22 protein-coding genes are annotated in these 15,629 nt (G+C 68.7%); 13 read left to right on the top strand and 9 right to left on the bottom strand.

What is annotated here, in order from left to right:
- Positions 1-533 precede the first annotated feature (533 nt).
- Positions 534-797 (bottom strand): hypothetical protein, encoded by a 264-nt coding sequence (locus tag ND747_RS10705; protein ID WP_251733355.1) that lies wholly within the window; start codon positions 795-797, stop codon positions 534-536.
- Between the two features lie 221 nt (positions 798-1,018).
- Between ND747_RS10705 and ND747_RS10700 the strand changes: the two genes are divergently transcribed.
- Positions 1,019-1,180 (top strand): hypothetical protein, encoded by a 162-nt coding sequence (locus ND747_RS10700; RefSeq protein ID WP_251733354.1) that lies wholly within the window; start codon positions 1,019-1,021, stop codon positions 1,178-1,180.
- Positions 1,181-1,184: 4 nt separating this feature from the next.
- Here ND747_RS10700 and ND747_RS10695 read toward each other — a convergent pair whose 3' ends face one another.
- Complete coding sequence (locus ND747_RS10695) at positions 1,185-1,391, bottom strand: AlpA family transcriptional regulator (RefSeq protein ID WP_251733353.1); 207 nt, start codon at positions 1,389-1,391, stop codon at positions 1,185-1,187.
- A gap of 139 nt (positions 1,392-1,530) precedes the next feature.
- Between ND747_RS10695 and ND747_RS10690 the strand changes: the two genes are divergently transcribed.
- A complete protein-coding gene (locus ND747_RS10690; protein ID WP_251733352.1) occupies positions 1,531-1,809 on the top strand; it encodes a hypothetical protein in 279 nt (92 codons plus the stop codon).
- Between the two features lie 93 nt (positions 1,810-1,902).
- Positions 1,903-2,097 (top strand): hypothetical protein, encoded by a 195-nt coding sequence (locus ND747_RS10685; RefSeq protein WP_251733351.1) that lies wholly within the window; start codon positions 1,903-1,905, stop codon positions 2,095-2,097.
- 31 nt (positions 2,098-2,128) lie between these two features.
- On the opposite strand, the gene ND747_RS30055 is transcribed toward ND747_RS10685, so the two are convergent.
- Positions 2,129-3,130 carry a GntR family transcriptional regulator gene (locus ND747_RS30055; protein WP_374216204.1) on the bottom strand — a complete coding sequence of 334 codons (1,002 nt, stop codon included), beginning with the start codon at positions 3,128-3,130 and terminating at the stop codon, positions 2,129-2,131.
- A 51-nt stretch (positions 3,131-3,181) separates the two neighbouring features.
- Between ND747_RS30055 and ND747_RS10675 the strand changes: the two genes are divergently transcribed.
- From ND747_RS10675 to ND747_RS10645, 8 genes are all read left to right on the top strand, one after another.
- Positions 3,182-3,982, top strand: a complete 801-nt coding sequence (locus ND747_RS10675; RefSeq protein ID WP_251733350.1) for a phage antirepressor KilAC domain-containing protein — start codon at positions 3,182-3,184, stop codon at positions 3,980-3,982.
- Between the two features lie 40 nt (positions 3,983-4,022).
- On the top strand, positions 4,023-4,403 hold the full coding sequence (locus ND747_RS10670) for a hypothetical protein (protein WP_251733349.1): 381 nt from the start codon (positions 4,023-4,025) through the stop codon (positions 4,401-4,403).
- A gap of 208 nt (positions 4,404-4,611) precedes the next feature.
- Complete coding sequence (locus ND747_RS10665; RefSeq protein ID WP_251733348.1) at positions 4,612-4,803, top strand: hypothetical protein; 192 nt, start codon at positions 4,612-4,614, stop codon at positions 4,801-4,803.
- Positions 4,800-4,925 (top strand): hypothetical protein, encoded by a 126-nt coding sequence (locus ND747_RS29300; RefSeq protein WP_285900322.1) that lies wholly within the window; start codon positions 4,800-4,802, stop codon positions 4,923-4,925. The genes ND747_RS10665 and ND747_RS29300 overlap by 4 nt, the downstream gene beginning before the upstream one ends.
- An 85-nt stretch (positions 4,926-5,010) precedes the next feature.
- Entirely contained in the window at positions 5,011-5,451 is a 441-nt protein-coding gene (locus ND747_RS10660) for a hypothetical protein (RefSeq protein ID WP_251733347.1), read from the top strand.
- Positions 5,448-5,855: a hypothetical protein gene (locus tag ND747_RS10655; protein WP_251733346.1), complete on the top strand. Its 408-nt coding sequence runs from the start codon at positions 5,448-5,450 to the stop codon at positions 5,853-5,855. The genes ND747_RS10660 and ND747_RS10655 overlap by 4 nt, the downstream gene beginning before the upstream one ends.
- Before the next feature lie 97 nt (positions 5,856-5,952).
- Positions 5,953-6,177 carry a hypothetical protein gene (locus tag ND747_RS10650; protein WP_251733345.1) on the top strand — a complete coding sequence of 75 codons (225 nt, stop codon included), beginning with the start codon at positions 5,953-5,955 and terminating at the stop codon, positions 6,175-6,177.
- A 53-nt stretch (positions 6,178-6,230) separates the two neighbouring features.
- Complete coding sequence (locus tag ND747_RS10645; RefSeq protein WP_251733441.1) at positions 6,231-6,437, top strand: HNH endonuclease; 207 nt, start codon at positions 6,231-6,233, stop codon at positions 6,435-6,437.
- A 112-nt stretch (positions 6,438-6,549) separates the two neighbouring features.
- Here the strand turns inward: ND747_RS10645 and ND747_RS10640 are convergent, their stop codons facing one another.
- From ND747_RS10640 to ND747_RS10630, 3 genes are all read right to left on the bottom strand, one after another.
- Positions 6,550-8,250, bottom strand: a complete 1,701-nt coding sequence (locus ND747_RS10640; RefSeq protein ID WP_251733344.1) for a recombinase family protein — start codon at positions 8,248-8,250, stop codon at positions 6,550-6,552.
- Positions 8,251-9,066: 816 nt separating this feature from the next.
- The gene (locus ND747_RS10635) at positions 9,067-9,282 is read right to left on the bottom strand and encodes a DUF397 domain-containing protein (RefSeq protein WP_251733343.1); all 216 of its coding nucleotides are present in this window, start codon (positions 9,280-9,282) and stop codon (positions 9,067-9,069) included.
- Positions 9,279-10,142 carry a helix-turn-helix transcriptional regulator gene (locus tag ND747_RS10630; protein ID WP_251733342.1) on the bottom strand — a complete coding sequence of 288 codons (864 nt, stop codon included), beginning with the start codon at positions 10,140-10,142 and terminating at the stop codon, positions 9,279-9,281. The genes ND747_RS10635 and ND747_RS10630 overlap by 4 nt, the downstream gene beginning before the upstream one ends.
- Before the next feature lie 414 nt (positions 10,143-10,556).
- Here ND747_RS10630 and ND747_RS10625 point away from each other — a divergent pair, with 414 nt between their 5' ends.
- Positions 10,557-11,375 (top strand): ATP-binding protein, encoded by an 819-nt coding sequence (locus ND747_RS10625; protein WP_251733341.1) that lies wholly within the window; start codon positions 10,557-10,559, stop codon positions 11,373-11,375.
- A 109-nt stretch (positions 11,376-11,484) separates the two neighbouring features.
- Positions 11,485-13,050 (top strand): ISL3 family transposase, encoded by a 1,566-nt coding sequence (locus ND747_RS10620; RefSeq protein ID WP_308204600.1) that lies wholly within the window; start codon positions 11,485-11,487, stop codon positions 13,048-13,050.
- Positions 13,051-13,291: 241 nt separating this feature from the next.
- On the opposite strand, the gene ND747_RS10615 is transcribed toward ND747_RS10620, so the two are convergent.
- The 3 genes from ND747_RS10615 to istB all read right to left on the bottom strand — a co-directional run bounded on the left by ND747_RS10615 (position 13,292) and on the right by istB (position 15,506).
- A complete protein-coding gene (locus ND747_RS10615) occupies positions 13,292-14,170 on the bottom strand; it encodes a phosphotransferase (protein ID WP_251733339.1) in 879 nt (292 codons plus the stop codon).
- Positions 14,171-14,337: 167 nt separating this feature from the next.
- Positions 14,338-14,706 carry a hypothetical protein gene (locus tag ND747_RS10610; RefSeq protein WP_251733338.1) on the bottom strand — a complete coding sequence of 123 codons (369 nt, stop codon included), beginning with the start codon at positions 14,704-14,706 and terminating at the stop codon, positions 14,338-14,340.
- Between the two features lie 8 nt (positions 14,707-14,714).
- Positions 14,715-15,506, bottom strand: a complete 792-nt coding sequence (istB, locus tag ND747_RS10605; RefSeq protein WP_251733337.1) for an IS21-like element helper ATPase IstB — start codon at positions 15,504-15,506, stop codon at positions 14,715-14,717.
- Positions 15,507-15,629: the final 123 nt, after the last annotated feature.

Raw genomic sequence — 15,629 nt, 5'->3', positions numbered from 1 at the left:
TGTGGGGCGTGCGCGCCGCCGTCGGGGATGGTGTCGGGGCTTCACCCCACGCCCAGATGCCATCCATCCCACAGTTGATCCACCGGCTCTTCCCGTTGTCGTCGGCCATGCCGCCGGCGCCGGGCTGGAGGCATGGCTGCCCTGCAACGGGGTGTCCCCACAGATCGGTGGGCGTCGCTGTCGGTGTGACGGCCGGCGGGGTCTCGGATGTTGCGGCCGAGGGCGGCGGCTGTGTGGCGGCGGCCGGCGTCGGGGGCACGGACTGCGCGGCTGGTCGCGGCCGTGGGGTCGACTCCTGGTAGGTCGGGGTCACGGTCGGCGCCTGCGAGGTTGGCGCCGCAGCCGATCGGGTGGCGGTTGGCGTGGCCGCCGTTTGCTGGATGACTGGTGCTGGCTGGCAGCTGGTTATGGCCGCGGCGAAAAGCCCGACCGCGGGCAGCAGCAGACGGCGACGCATGTTCCCCCCTGGATGGTCGTCGGCGCTGACCGTAGCGGCCGGTGTCGGGCGGCCGTCCAGGGGGCGTGCGGGTTGATCAGCCGGTGGGACGCGGGCGGGCTTCTCTCCAGCCGCGCCGGTTACGGTCGAGCCACGCCTCGACGTCGGCGCGTAGCCACAGGCGTAGCTGCGGGCGGTCGATCAGCGGGTCGGGGAAGCCCTTCTGGTTGGCGATCCGGTTGGCGTAGGAGCGGGAAACACGGTCGCCGCGGAGCCGGCCGAGGAGATGCGTGAGGTCCTCGACGCTGATCAGGCTGTCGAGCTCGGCTTTCGTGTAGGTGCGCTCTCCGGGGGCGTGCACGGGGCGCACAGTAGGAATGCACAGGTAGGGAGATAGGGAATGGTGTACGACTGTCACCTACCTGGCTACCGATGGTCTGGCCGCCAGAACGACAACGGCCCCGCCTGGTGCTGACACACCACGGCGGGGCCTCAACCCCCAGGGGAGGGGTCGTTGTGAGCTCAGTGTCGCATGCTCAGGGTTTGCCCGGAGTCCACGCACGCACGTCCAGGGCGGCTCGCATGTCGGAGATTTTCATCGGCGACGGGGCCACTGCGAGCACCTGGATGGGGGCGATCGCCGTGCACGCCGCCGTCGACGGGGGTCTGGATGATGCCCGGGCAGTGGAGGTCCGCAAAGTCCCCCATGGCTACATGCTGGTGTTCCAGACCGGGGAGGCATAGCCGGTCAGCCGGCGTCGCGCCAGCCTGGCCGGTACAGGTCCAACCACGCCTCCACCGCGGTGCGGCGCCACAGGCGGATCCGTGGCCGTTCGATCTCCGGTGACGGAAAAGTCCGGTCGCGGCTGATCGTGTAGGCCCTGGACCGGTTCACGCCGAGGAGCGCGCGGAGCTCGGCCATGTCGACCCAGTCGTCTTGCTGCTCGCCGGCCATGAGCCCAGCACGCTAGGTGAGACCACATGATCCGAGCACATGGTCTGTACTCATGTCCACAGGCTCGCTACGGTGCGAAGGACACGCCCAACGGGACGGCCCTGCCCGGCTTGGGCCCTCGACGTCCGAGGAGACCGCCATGTCCGACGTTGCCAGCACACCGCCTGTTGCGGACGCGGACGAGCTCGTGGCGAGGAACGCTGGGATGTGGGGTCCCGGCCCGGTATCCGTCGTTGTTCACGCGACCAGGAACGCGAGCTCGTTCGAGCTGTACCTCGACGTCGGGCTGGAGATCGGCGAGGTGATGCAGGCCCTGCTGGACCATGTACCGCCCGGGTCGGTGCTCACCGGGGCCGCCCAGCGGCGGGAAAACCTGCTGCTCACGTTCCGAGGACCGCGGGCGTCCCGGCTGGATTAGTCACGGATCGCGCTGAACCGGACTGTTTTGATCCGCCGAGGATCCTGGCGGCCCACACTCGACAGTGGATGTTCACCACGTCGAGGGGGAATCATGGCTGATCTGTGCGCGGGATGTCTGGCCTACCTGGCAGCCAAGTCGCGGCGAGGCGATGCGTCGAAGGCGGTCACGATGGTGGCGGGCACCCTGCTCTGCGAGGCCGACGTCAAGCTGATCTTCGAGCGGACCCGCCGGGACGACCGTCAGGACTTCCTGCGGAAAATGATCGGCGCGAACGCCTGGGCATAGATCGGCGCGAGTGCGCAGCAGCCCAGCCGAGCTAGTCCATTGGCACCTCGGCGCCAAACGAGTGGCGCGCGCCGTCGAACAGGAACCGGCTGACCTCCATCGGTGCGCCCGCCGAGTCTCTGATGGTGCGCCATAGCTCGACGACCGGCGTCCCCGGGGGGAGCCGCAGGAGCTGCGATTCCTCCGGTGTTGGCATCCGGGCGAGCATTTCCTCCCAGGCCGGTCCGAAGGTGCGGCCGGTGGCTCGCGCGAGCTCGGAGTGCACGCCGCCCGGGATCTTCTCGAACTGCGGAATCCGCGATCCCTCTACCAGGGCGAGTGGGAAGTAGCTGTCTGCTGTCTGGGCTGGTTCGCCGTCAAGTGTCATCAGGTGCCTGCGCACCACCACGGGTGATCCAGTTTCGACCTGGAGGCGCCCAGCAACATCGGCAGGGCAGGGCCCGGTGGCGACGTCGACCAACTCTTGGTCGCGAACGAAGCCCTGCGTGCCAGCCTCAGCCTCCATGGGCGCGGTGCCGTCTGGTCGTGCCGATCTGAGATGGCGGCGCGTGGCGTTCCGTAGGTAGCGCCGAGGGCGCCGGACGAACGCCCCCTGTCCTTGGCGGGTGATGACCAAGCCTTCGTTGCGGAGCTGGTCGATGGCCTTAGCGATGGTTCCGTCGGACACCCCGTAGGCGCCCATGAGCTGCCGGACGGAGGGCAGCTTCGCCCCGTTGGGCAGCTCGTCCCGGCTGATAGCTCGACGTAGGTCGGCGGCGATCTGGACGTAGCCGGGGGTTGGGTCGCTCGGATTTACACGCAAATCGGACCAAACCCCCCTAGCTAGCAACTCGTTGTCTACCAGTCTAAGGCTAGGGCCTTGACTACATCCGTACTTCAGTACGACAGTTGGTGTGGCAGACGGAACCCCCGGCGCGGAGCTTGGCGGCGAGCACCGGGAGTCCCTTGGCCTGACCCCTATGGAGGCCCGACCCGTGCACCATCCTGCCCTAACGTTTCTCCCTGACCCGCGTCTTCGCGTATCTAGGCCCATGGTGTCTGGCCTGGAAGGCAATCCGCTTCAGACCCCGCTGGTGGGTCTGCGATGACCGCCCGCGAGATCGTCCCGTTCGCGTTCGAGGGGCACGAGGTACGGGCGTTCCTCGTCGATGACGAGCCGTGGTGGGTGGCGAAGGACGTCACCGACATCCTCGGCTACCGCATCGCGGGTGACGCAACACGCTGGCTCGATGACGACGAAAAGGGTACGCATCCGGTGCGTACCCCCGGCGGGCTGCAGAACCTCACCGTCGTGAGCGAACCCGGCCTCTACAAGCTGATCCTTCGGAGCCGGGCTAAGAAGGCCCAAGCGTTCACGCGGTGGGTTACCCACGAGGTTCTTCCCGAGATCCGCCGGACCGGTCGCTACGAGATCACCCCGGCCCCAGCACCCGCACTGCCAGACATGACGACCCCCGAGGGCCGCCGCGCGGTCGCCCAGGCCCTCCTCGCCGGGGCCGAGCGGGAGATCGAGCTGACCACGAGGGTCGCCGAGCTGGAGCCGAAGGCCCTCGCCCACGACACCTACTTGTCGGCACCAGAGGGCGGTCGGCTGGTCCGGGAAGTCGCGAAGATCCTCGGCTGGAAGGAGCGCGATCTCCGCGCCTTCCTAGCCGACGAGAAGCTGATCTACCGCCGCCAGAACCTGTGCGGCGCCACCCAGTGGGATTTCTACGCCAAGAACGCCGACCACTTCCGCGCTGTCGAGCGGGTCATCGAGCACACCTGGGGCTCCTGCCCCCACTACACGCTGTACGTCACCCCACGCGGAGTCGACCTGATCCACAAGCGGATCGCCGGCCGGGCGTCAGCCCTTCGCGAGCTCACCGTCAGCAGCGCCCACTGACGTTCTCCATCCGGGTGATTGCCGGGATGGAGAACAGCACATGACCGCTAAGCCCGCCCCAACCCGAGAGGACGGCACCGTGAAGGTGATCATCTCCAATGATCACAGCGAGACCTCCTGCAAGTACGCCACCCGTGAGCGGCTCTGCAACGAGTTCCGTGGCTCCGAGATCGAGGTCGACGGCACCGGCAGCCTGAAGCCGGCGGACCGCGACGGCGCGAACCTGACCCACAATGGCCAGCGGCTCGCCGACCGACTCGCGAAGATCGACGGGGCTGTACTCCTGACCTTCAACCCGAACTCGGTGATCGTCCACCTGGACGAGCCCCACCTGTGGGACTGGGAGAGCGAGCTGCACCCGGCCGTCCTGAAGGCGTTCGGCGAGGCGTTCTCGACCAAGGTCCAGTCGGCCCGCGCCTAGGCAGGCCAGCCGCTCAAAGAAGAAGAGGCCCCGCCCGGAGCTGCAATCTCCGGGCGGGGCAGGTGACCCACCCCAACCCAAGGAGTAGAACCATGTTCCATCCTGCCCTATCGTTCCGTTCGGATCCGCCAGGTCGCGGACTCGCTCGGACCAACCCGTTCGTCGACGACCTCGCCGACCTGATCGACGACGCGGCCGGCGGTGTCCTGTGAACGCATCGAGCAAGGCGGATCTCGCGGGCCAGCTCGCAGAGGAGAGCGCGGCCCGGGCGAAGAAGCTGCCCGCCGACCGGGCCGTCGAGGTCGTCGCGCTGACGTCCATTGCCCTGTCGCTGTCGGTCATCGCCGACTACTACTCTCTGCCGCGGGTCATCAACGGCCACATGGGCGGCGCCCGGTGAGCGACCAGAACCCGCCCAAGGGCATGACCCGCGAGCAGGCCAAGGAGTGGGCCAACTCGCGGAGGAACGCCAACGGGGTCATCGTGCTCGTCGACGCCCGTGGCCAGGGCGGTGCCCGATGAGCGAAGCAGTCAAGGGCACGAGCCTGGCCGACGCGACACGGCGCGCCGTGGAGCAGCTGGCCGACAACCTGCAGAAGCAGTCCAAGTGAGCCGGCCCGAGCAAACCACGTTCCGGGTCGCTCGCCCCGGGGATTTCTGGGCCCGGATCTACGGGCCCCCCGTCGACCCAGAGCCCGGGGACATCGTGGCCATGTCCGCGGGGACCGTCACCTACGAAACGTCCCGCTGGCGCCGCAGGCAGACCCCGGTCAGCATCGGGGAACTCGGGCACAGCCGGCTCATCGCCGTTGCCGAGGACGGCGCGTTCACCTGCACAGGGGTCCGCCCCTCTGTCGGCCCGGGGCAGCGGGAGTATCTGGACTCTCTGCCGGCGGCCTACTTCGTCGACGTCGACCGGTTCCTCGCGGAAGCCGGGGCCCGCGCCTGGCAGCTCCCCGCGTTCACGAAGACCGGGGAGCTCGTCCGGCTACTACGCGCCCATGCCACCCCGGACGGCCTCGCCTGGCTGGCGGAGGTGGTGCAGTGAGCGAGCAGGCGACGTTCCAGGTAGCTGTCCGAGACGTTCAGGTTCACCCGAGGCGTGGCCGGCCGACGCCCGGCGATCTGATCGTCATGTCGGCGGTCGCTCTGCACCGCCCGGGCCGACTCCGCCGGCGTGTCGTTGGAACAGGCCAGATCGGCTATGGGCAGGTCACGGCCGTCGACCGCACGACCATCACCTGCACCGGGGTGCGCTTGCAGGTGCAGCCTGGGATGAGCGAGTTCATCGACACCATCCCTGCCAGATGGTTCCTGGACGCCCCCCGCTTCCTCGCCGAGGCCATGGCCCGCACGTGGACGGTTGAGGATCTCGACGAGGGTGCCCCGCTCAACCTGCTGCTCCACCGGCATGTCCTGCCGGAGCACGCCGCGGAGGTGATTCCCGAGTGACCGCCCCGGTGCACGGCCTGCAGCGCCACGCCTGCGGCCATGTGAACAACAGCCTGATCTGCCCCTGCTCCGCCACCCTGCCCCCGAGGAGTTCCTGATGGCCGCCGTCGAGGTTCTCGCCGCCGCATCCCTGCCCGCGGGGGCGATCCTGGCCGCGTTGGACAACGCCGAGCAACATGCGGCGTCCTACGCAGCCCGCACCCATGACATCCGGCTTGTCCCCGGGGAGCGCCTGACCGACGTGGTGGCCGGGGCGCAGCGGGAGCTGCTCGAGCTGATCCGCGTCCACCTAGGCGCCGACATCACCCTGGTGTCGCAGTGAGGCACCGCCGGTCGACGGCCTGCCGGCGGCGGCTGTTCGAGCAGGTCGACGGGATGTGCGTGTACTGCACCCTGCGCCCCGCCGACCATCTGGATCACATCGTGCCGTGTTCGCGGGGCGGGTCTGGGGCGCTGGTGAACCTGGCGCCGGCGTGTCGGCCGTGCGGACAGTCGAAAGGTGACCTGACGGTGGTGGAGTGGATGGCGGTGCGTGCGGCGGAGACCGCAGCGGGCCGCGACCCGGCCGGAAGTTCCGTCTGACCAGCCATCCGAGTCCGAAGGATCGGCCCCCGCCTCGTTGCGATGCGGGGGCCGATCCTCGTGCGGACGAGCGTTTTGCCGGGGAGGACGTCAGGCGGCGTCGGCGTCGACGTCAAACTCGACATCCATTTGCATGGAGTTCGGGACGGGTCCCCCCTCGGACACGTTCCATTACCCCACGGTAGGCCGAGTTGATCTTCAGCTCGGCCTTCACTGTGTTGGTGGATGGCTGGTAGGTCAGCCGAAGGTCGAGCTGGCGGTACAGGTCGGCCTTCTCGGCAGGTTCGGCTTCGCCGAGTGCGCTGGCCACGTCGCCGAGCTCCTCGACCAGGGCGGCGATCTCCTCGTGGCTCAGCGTCTGTGTCTGTGTTCTCCTGGCCTCGCGGAGGTTCCGTTCGGCGGTGGTCTTCGCTGCCTGGGCCTGGGCGATCCAGCTGGTGACGACCACGGGGTCCGCGCCGGCGTCCAGGGCTGCCCGGTAGTTGACGAGCTTGGCGTTGCTCTCCTCGATCGCCCGGCGGGCCTGGTCGATCGCGAGATCGTGGGATGACATGTTGGCCTGAGCTGCCGCCATGGCCTGCAGGGTGTCCGACAGGCGCGGCGGTGCGAACGCGCGGGCGATCCAGCTGTCCAGCGCGGGCAGGATAACGTCCTCGCGGACGAAGACGTTCACCGGGTGACGGACCGTGTTCGCCAGCGCGTACTCCTGCGGGTAGCGGCAACGGTAGTAGGCGGCGTCACGCACCGTGTGTCCCTGCATCTTGCGGTTACACACGCCGCAGTAGACCGCTCCCCGCAGCGCGTAGGAACGGCGTGTGCGCGGCAGCTTCTCGTCGCCAGGGCCCCGTCCTCTGCCGGCGAGAACCTGCTGGGCCTGGGTGAACGTCTCGGCATCGACGATCTCCGGGTGGACCGCGTTCTCAGACCAGATCCACCTGTCATCCGGGTTCCACCGCAACTTGGTGGTGTGGCCGAGGCCGACGTCCTCGACGTCGAGCAGGACTTCCTGTTTGCGCTGGCGGTTCCAGACCTGGCGGCCGGTATACCTGGGATTGGTGATGATCGCCCGGACCGCACCCTTCGACCAGGCCTTCCCGGTGCGATGGGAGTTGCGGGCCGGATCATAGGCAGAGGGGCTGAGGACGCCTGCGCGGGTCAGCCCTTCAGCGATCGCGAACAGGCCGCTACCAGCGAGGAACTCCGTGAAGATCCGGACGACGACGGGGGCGGTCTGTTCGTCATGGGCAAGGCCATGCAATCGACGGCCGTCAGCCGCCTTGGCCGGGTTGGGATGCGGGCCAAGATCGATCATTCGGTAGCCGTAGGGTGGGCGGCCACCGAGGAACCGGCCTTCGGTTCTGGCCTGGACGGCCATGGCGGATCGCACCCGAACCTTGATTCTTTCCCGTTCGCCTTTGGACATCCCCCCGAACACCGACATGATCAGGTCGTGGGCTTCGGAGGTCGGGTCGATCTGGCCGCCTACCTCCGGTACCCACAGGGTGACGCCGAAGTGCACGAACACCGGGTGCACGAGGCTGTACTGGTTGCCGTAGAACGCCCGGTGCGGTTCACCGATGACGACCGCCTCAAAGCCGCGATCCGGGTCGCGCAGCGCGGCCAGCAGCTCGTTGGCCCGAGGCCGTCGCTTCCACGGCAGCGAACGGGACTGGCCGATGTCGAAATACTCGCCGACGATCTCACCGTGGGCATCGACGAGGGCCTGGGCGCGGGCGAGCTGCCAGGCGCGTGAGGCCTCGGGATCCTGCTGGTCCTCCGTGGACACCCGGCCATAGAAAGCAAACCTGATCACTGCTTCCTTCGAGATGAGACGGCGGCAAGGGCTCCGATAGCGATGCTTCCTCGCGCGGCGCATCCGGTTCGACGCGGGAATCCTCAGCCTGCCGCGAGGTGCGCACCTCCAGCAGAATACGCAACAACACCCTTCCCACCGAAGGGGTGATGTGTGGCGGCTCCGCCGGCACGCCTATGAGAAGAATCTCGTCGCTCTGCGTGTTTCTTCCATGCCGTCCGACATGGCCAAAAGACGAATCCCGGGAGGTACTGTCAAGGGTCGGGCCGAATGAATACGCGACCGTCGGATCAGGGGCCGTTCTTTTGTCGTACTCAGGGTTCGACATGAGAGGAGGCTGAATCCGGCGTTCCTGCGCATGTTCCCGGATTTCTTCCCAGGATCCTTCCAGCGTCCGGGCCCAGTCTCGGATCATCCCCACAGACGTGGCGGCGACCGCGGGCACAGTCAACACCGTTGATTATCAGTGGATCATCTCCACCGGCGTAGGAGGGCGCGCCGTCCCACGCCCGCCGAAACCAACCAGTGGATTGAGCTCGAACTGCGGATCACCCCCACGGGCATGGGGAGGACCAGGACCATGTCCCGCACATCCGCATCCCCTCCGGATCACCCCCACGGGCATGGGGAGGACGCTTCGTGAGCTGGGCTTTTAGGAGGCGTCCGGCTTCTGTTGTGATTTTCGGTCGAGCTCAGATGCCTTCATGGCAGGCATCGCTGGCCTTCCCTGCCAGGTGAGCGGGATACGGGCTCGGCCGGTCATGGTCACGTAGCCTACCGGCGCGACACAGGGATGATCACCAGCGCCCGTCACCCTCAGGTGTCGAACTCACCATCACGGACGCCGGCAGCGAAGGCGGCCCACTCGGCGGCGGTGAAGACGAGGATGGGGCCGGTGCGGTCCTTGGAGTCGCGTAGGGCGCGGCCGTTCTGCGGGAGCTTGGCGACTTCGACGCAGGCGCCGCTACCGTTGGTATAGCTGGACAACTGCCAGGTGAGGCTGTCCCGGTCAAACTCGATCTTGCTGGTCATGGCTGGTCCCTCACCAGGCGCTGGATCATCTCGGTGGAGTCGCGGGGGTTGAGCGCGAGCGCTCGCAGATGGTCGAGCTTGTCCCGGTACAGCCGCACTTCCGCGGGCTTCTCGACATACAGGCTGCCCGTCAGAACCTCCAGGTAGACGACCTCCGGATCGTCTGGATCCGGGAAAGCCAGGTGCGTGAAGGACGTCCCGAGCGCGGCATGCCCTCCAACGTCGAACGGTAGCACCTGGATGGTCACGTTCGGTCGGGTTCCGGCGTCCAGGAGATGCCTGAGCTGGGCGTCCAGGACGTCGGGGCCGCCGACCGGGCGGCGCAGCACAGCCTCGTCGAGCACGACCCACAGGCGGGGCGGCTGCGCGCCGGCGAGGCGTTCCTGGCGGCTGGTCCGCAGTGCCACCCGCCGGCGGACCTCGTCGCCGGGAAGCTCCGGCCACGTGGAACGGATCACCGCGGCGGCGTACTCCGGGGTCTGCAGCAGGCCCTCCACCAGCGACGACTGGTAGACGTTGATCGACGACGCGTCGGCCTCGAGCCCGATGTAGACCTCCATCCACCGGGGGACGACATCACCGAAGCTTCGCCACCAGCCCTGCCGGCGGGTCTCCTTCGCCAACACGAGGATCGCCTCCCGCTGACCGGCATCGTCAACACCGTAGAGAGACAGCAGGTCGCCGACATCGACCGCGCGCACGGCGACCCGACCGTTCTCAATCCGGCTGATCTTGGCGTCGGACGCGCGGATCGCCTGCCCCGCCTCCCCCGCGGTCAGGCCGGCAGCCTCACGCAGCCTGCGCAGCTCGGCCCCCAGTCGGCGGCTGCGCACCGTCGGCCCTGCTGACGACTTCGCCACGCTTCCTCCGCCATCGCGCACCCATGCCCGATCGCAGTCTGCCACCGGCCGAACGGACCCCACCCACTCCATCCACAACGAAAACAAGTCTACAGATGCAGTTGCATTTAAAGGTTCGTGACGGCATCCTCACGTTCCAAGGACGCTCTGACGCCGACGGGCCCACGACACGCTCATGAGCACCCATGGCCAGCACACCGCTGCGCTGCAGCCATCAACCGCCCGCCGCACACTGCCTGCTGGCCCGGCGTCCTCACCACTCCCGCTGCCCTTGCCGGATCTCTCCCACCACGCCGTACGAGCCGGGGCAGCGCCACCTCCACTCCAATGGAGAGACGCCACCATGACCAACGAGGTGATCCGTCCACAGGCGAGCCCGACCTCGCCGCCTCTCATCCTCACCGCGAAGCCACAGTGACCGCCGCGCTTCCAGCACTCGCCGTCCGCATGGCAGTCGACCACTTCCCCGCCGCCATGACCGCCATCCCGGCCGTGCGGGCCGCCGCGGTCCAGACCCTGCATGCCTGGCATTTGGACTCGGACACCGTCGAGTCGGCACAGATCGTCGTGTCGGAGCTCGCCACGAACGCCACGAACGCCACGAACGCCACGAACGCCACGAACGCCACGAACGCCACGAAGATCAGCGAAGGGAACGCCGGAAACGTACTCTGGCTGACCCTCACCGGCCCGACCCTGACCATCGAGGTCTGGGACGACAGCGACACCCCACCCACCCTGGCCGACCCGAGCGACGACGACGAAAACGGCCGCGGCCTCGTCCTGGTCGACGCACTCTGCCTGCGATGGTCCTGGTACCACCCCCGCGGCGGCGGCAAGATCGTCTGGGCCCAGCTCGCCGCACGCACAGAGCCGGCGCACCCCGACACCGGCCACACCGAAACGGCACTGCCGAAACGTTCGCGTTCTTCCAGTCCGACACCGGAACACCCCTCAGCCTTCGAGGACGACCCGGCGCTGCTCCATCGCATCCTGGACGGACTACGTCACCTCAACAGCTGTCCGCCGAAACCGAGCGGCCTCGCCTCCGGCCTGCGCCCTTTACCGGCCCAGCGAGCTGACCAGCGGCAAGGTGACCAGCTGATGGCGGCCCAGTTCCGCGTTCCGAAACACCTGCGCCCCGTGGTGCTGCTGGCCAGGATGCGCAGCCTGGTGCCCGGCGAGGAGATCGAGCGGACTGGCTATGAGGGCGAGATTTGGATCTGGCGCTGATCTTGTGATCGGGCTGGCTCCGTGATGATCGAGAATTGATCGTCGGCTGCGATCATCGGGCTGGTGTGACTTCCTTGACCTTGGGGTCTGGCTGCCGCATCTGGCGAATGTGGCGTTGGACAGCGTGGAGCGTGTCGCGGGCGGGTTGCGGCTTCGGGGGCGTGCCCGGGCGGAGCGGGTGGCCTGTCCGCGTTGCGCGACGGTTTCGGCGCGGGTGCATGGCCGGTATCGGCGGCGCCTTGTTGATACCGCGCTGGGTGGGCTGGGTGTCGTGGTCGAGCTGGTGGTCCGCCGGTTCCGCTGCGCCGAGGCGGGCTGTGTGGTGGTGACGTTCGCGGAGCAGGTTGAGGGGTTGACCAGCCCGTATGCACGGTTCACACCGCCGGCGGCGGGGGCGCTGCGCGAGATCGGCCTGGCGCTCGCGGGACGGGCCGGGGCACGGCTGGCCGCCGCGCTGGGTCTGGAGGTCGGCCGGGACACGTTGCTGCGTCGGGTGCGGGCGCTGCCTGATCCCGAGGTGACGACGATCGTCGTGCTCGGGGTGGACGACTTCGCGTTGCGACGCGGTCGCACCTACGGCACGGTTCTCATCGACGTCGCCACCGGCCGGCCGGTGGACCTGCTCGCGGACCGGGAAGCCGAGACGTTCGCCGCCTGGCTGAAGGCCCATCCCGGGACCGGGACCGTCTGCCGGGACCGGGGCGGCGCCTATGCCGACGGTGCGCGCACCGGCGCCCCCGAGGCCGTGCAGATCGCGGACCGGTGGCATCTGTGGCACAACCTCGCCGGCTACGTCGAGAAGACCGTCACCCGCCACCGGGCTGACCTGCGCGAACCCGCCGCCGAACCGGCACCGTCGCCGGAGCCCGAGCAGGCCGACGCCGAGGCGAGGGCCGCGGCGGTGCGCGCGGAGCAGTTCGAGCAGAAGGACTTCGTCCGCCACGCCCGCGAGCGGTATGCCGCGGTGCAGGAGCTCAAGGCCCAGGGCCTGGGCATCAAGACGATCAAAAGGGAACTCGGGCTGGCGAAGGAGACCGTCCGCAAGTACTACCGGGCCGAAACGGTCGAGGACGTCCTGGCCAGGGCCCGCGAGGGCCGGGTCAGCGTTCTCGACGTGCACAAGCCCTACCTGCACGAACGGTTCAATGCCGGCGTCACGACCTTCAGCGAGCTGTTCCGGGAGATCTCCGAGCGCGGCTACACCGGCAGCTATGCGACCCTGCGCGACTACCTACGTCCGCTGCGCGCAGCCGGCCGCGCCCCGGCGCCGGCGCCGGCGGCACCGAAGGTCCGCACGGTGACCCGCTGGATCCTGACCCACCCCGACCGGCTCGACGCCGACGACACCGCCACGCTCAAGACGATCCTTGAGCGCAGCCCGTCGCTCGCCGCGACCGCGGCCCACGTCGCCGCCTTCGCCCAGATGCTCGTCGAACGCCACGGCGACCGCCTCGACGCCTGGATCAGCGCCGTCGAGGCCGACGACCAGCCCGATCTGCACCGCTTCACCCACGGCCTACGCCGCGACCACGCCGCTGTCCTCGCCGGCCTCACCGAACCCCACAGCTCCGGCGTCGTCGAAGGCAACGTCAACCGCATCAAAATGATCAAAAGGCAGATGTATGGCCGCGCCAGCTTCGACCTCCTCCGCAAACGCGTCCTCCTAGCCAGATGATCATCGAAGGGGTCAGTCCGATCACAAGATCAGCGCCAGATCCCGAGATTTGGCCCCACTTTCCAATGAGTTTTGGCCCCACTTGGCGATCTTCGAGGGTTGGTCGGGGAACGAGTTTTGGCCCCACCTTCTGATCACGTTGTGTGTTCACCGGCGACCGCCTGTCCTTTGCCGTTCCAGTCGGGCCAGCGTCGTCGAATCCGGCCCGGTGGTCCTTTGGAGCTCGGCCCGGACGCCGCGTTCAGTCGAGGCGGCTCTCGGCCAGGTCGAGCCAGCGGTCGATCTCGTCGGGGGCGAAGTGCCGGATGGCCCAGTCCGCCATGCGCAGGCTCAGGTGTGCCCACGCCGGGCGGACGACGCTGTCGGGCAGCGCGTCGAGGATCTCGTCGATGCGTTCGAGGACGCCGGGCTCGGTGGACTTTGGGCGGACGCCGAAGCGCAGCGTGACCAGGTCCAGGCGGCGATCGCCTCGCCCGGCGCCGTCCCAGTCAACGACTCCGGTCACCCGGCCGGCGAGGGCGAGGACGTTGCCGGGATGGAAGTCGACATGCACGGCGTCCTGACCCGGCAGACCGTCGGGATAGGCATCCGCGACGGCGATTACCCACCGCTCCAGGGCGGCGGCCCGCGGACTATGGCGCCGCAGCGGCTCGTGCAGGCAGTAGCCCGGACCGTCGTGTCGCAGGTGAAGCCGGACCGGCGGCACGTCCGGCCGTCCCGAAAGGGCGCCGGCCTGCAGGTCGTTGAGGTCCAGTAGCCGGTCCAGCAGCCGATGGGTCAAATAGTCGATCTTCTGGCCGGGCAGGCGTTCCTGGACGAGCGCGACCGCCGCGCCGACCTGAACCGCCATCTCGACGGCGGGGGCCGGGTATCCGGCGGTTCGTAGCGTCTCCACGACGGCGAGGGGACCGGCACGCAGGCCGGCCAGGGTGGTGTCCGGCCGCCAGGTGAGCACCGACCGGCGACCGTCGGGTCTGCGCACGTAGGCGGCACCGACCTGGCCTCCTGGACACGGACCCTCCATGAGGAGACGAACGCCGGTGCTGGCGGCGATCGCTTCGGCGACACGTTCGGCGTCGAGCCGTTCGGCGCGCGGCCAGTTCGGGGCAGGCGATGTCACGGCCCTGATTCTGCTCGGCCAGACCGGACACCAGATCACCCAATCAACCCGGAAGGGGGCGCCTCCCCTCGCGCGAACTCCTCGGGTCGGATTCGGTGACAACGGGCTGGCTTCGATGGCAAGCAACAACGTCGTCGGCCTGCGGTGTATCCAGTCGGTCGTGCCGGTCAGAAGAAGGACTGGTCGGGTTTGTCGTCGGGTTCCCAGGCGCCGATGTCGCGGGTGGGGACCTGGACCTGGGTGGCGGTCTCGCCGAGCCAGCCGGGCGGGGCGGTGGTGACGAGGAACGTGTCGCCGTTGTTGTCCTGCTTGACCAGCAGGTAGGGGGTCGTGGCCGGCCGGGTCGGCAGTGCGCCGACGAGCGGGAGGTGGCGCATGTCGCCGTGCCAGCCGACGTCGGTGGCGGCGTCGCCGAGGGCGAGGACGGCGGCCAGGGCCCAGCTGGTCTGTCCGGCGGTGGCGTCGGTGAGCCAGCGGCGCAGCGGGACCAGGCCGTCGAAGAGGTCGATGGGCTTGGTGAGGCGATAGACGAACACGGTGGGCCTCAGGTGGTGGTCTGTGCGCCGGCGCGGGTGCGGGCGAGCCGGTAGGAGTCGGTGCCGGTCTCGATGATGTTCCCGCCGAACGTGAGCCGGTCGACGATCGCGGCGCAGAGCCGCGGGTCGGTGAAGGTCTTCGCCCAGCCGGAGAACGACTCGTTGGAGGCGATCGCGACGCTGTTTTTCTCCTCGCGTTCGGTGAGGACCTGGAAGAGCAACTCGGCGCCGTGTTTGTCGAGTTCCATGTAGCCGAGTTCGTCGATGCAGAGCAGGTCGACGCGGCCGTAACGGGCGATCGTGCGGCCGAGCTGTTTGCTGTCGGCGGCCTCGACGAGCTCGTTGACGAGCTTCGCGGCGAGGGTGTAGCGGACGCGGAATCCGCCGAGGGCGGCCTCGGTGCCCAGGCCGATGAGCAGGTGGGACTTGCCGGTGCCGGAGTCGCCGATGAGGCAGAGCGGCAGGCCCTTGCGGATCCAGTCGCATTTCGCCAGCGTGTGGATGACGGCGGGCTCGAGGGCGGGGTTCGCGTCGAAGTCGAAGTCCTTGAGCAGTTTCTGGCGGGGGAAGCCGGCGGCTTTGGTGCGCCGTTCGGACCGGCGCCGGTCGCGGTCGTCGCATTCGGCCATGAGTAGTTCGGCGAGGAACCCGCGGTAGGACATGTGCTCGCGTTCGGCGGCCTGCGCGGTGGCGGGGAACTCGGCGCGCACGGTGGGCAGGCGCAGCACCCGGCAGGCGGTGTCGACGGCGGCGTCGGCGGCCTGGTCGGTCAGGCCCCGGGTGCGGTGAACGGCGGTCATAGCGAGCCTCCCTGACGGGTGCGTGGACGGCGAAGCAGCTGGTCGTAGGCGGCGACCGATGGCAGCGGTCGGATGTCCGGCGGCAGCGCGGCCAGCCGGCGGGCGGTCAGCGAGGCCACCCGC

The sequence above is a fragment of the Frankia sp. R82 genome (genome assembly GCF_023716925.1).
Classification (GTDB): Bacteria; Actinomycetota; Actinomycetes; order Frankiales; family Frankiaceae; genus Frankia.
The sequence above is the reverse complement of the archived record's forward strand: the minus strand, read 5'-3'. Positions and strand labels throughout refer to the sequence as shown.

Bases quoted from the DNA above. Each gene is read 5' to 3' on its own strand.
- ND747_RS10700 (WP_251733354.1), top strand. From the start codon at position 1,019: ATGTCGGAGATTTTCATCGGCGACGGGGCCACTGCGAGCACCTGGATG.
- ND747_RS10695 (WP_251733353.1), bottom strand. From the start codon at position 1,391: ATGGCCGGCGAGCAGCAAGACGACTGGGTCGACATGGCCGAGCTCCGC.
- ND747_RS10690 (WP_251733352.1), top strand. From the start codon at position 1,531: ATGTCCGACGTTGCCAGCACACCGCCTGTTGCGGACGCGGACGAGCTC.
- ND747_RS10685 (WP_251733351.1), top strand. From the start codon at position 1,903: ATGGCTGATCTGTGCGCGGGATGTCTGGCCTACCTGGCAGCCAAGTCG.
- ND747_RS30055 (WP_374216204.1), bottom strand. From the start codon at position 3,130: ATGGGCCTAGATACGCGAAGACGCGGGTCAGGGAGAAACGTTAGGGCA.
- ND747_RS10675 (WP_251733350.1), top strand. From the start codon at position 3,182: ATGACCGCCCGCGAGATCGTCCCGTTCGCGTTCGAGGGGCACGAGGTA.
- ND747_RS10670 (WP_251733349.1), top strand. From the start codon at position 4,023: ATGACCGCTAAGCCCGCCCCAACCCGAGAGGACGGCACCGTGAAGGTG.
- ND747_RS10650 (WP_251733345.1), top strand. From the start codon at position 5,953: ATGGCCGCCGTCGAGGTTCTCGCCGCCGCATCCCTGCCCGCGGGGGCG.
- ND747_RS10645 (WP_251733441.1), top strand. From the start codon at position 6,231: ATGTGCGTGTACTGCACCCTGCGCCCCGCCGACCATCTGGATCACATC.
- ND747_RS10635 (WP_251733343.1), bottom strand. From the start codon at position 9,282: ATGACCAGCAAGATCGAGTTTGACCGGGACAGCCTCACCTGGCAGTTG.
- istB (WP_251733337.1), bottom strand. From the start codon at position 15,506: ATGACCGCCGTTCACCGCACCCGGGGCCTGACCGACCAGGCCGCCGAC.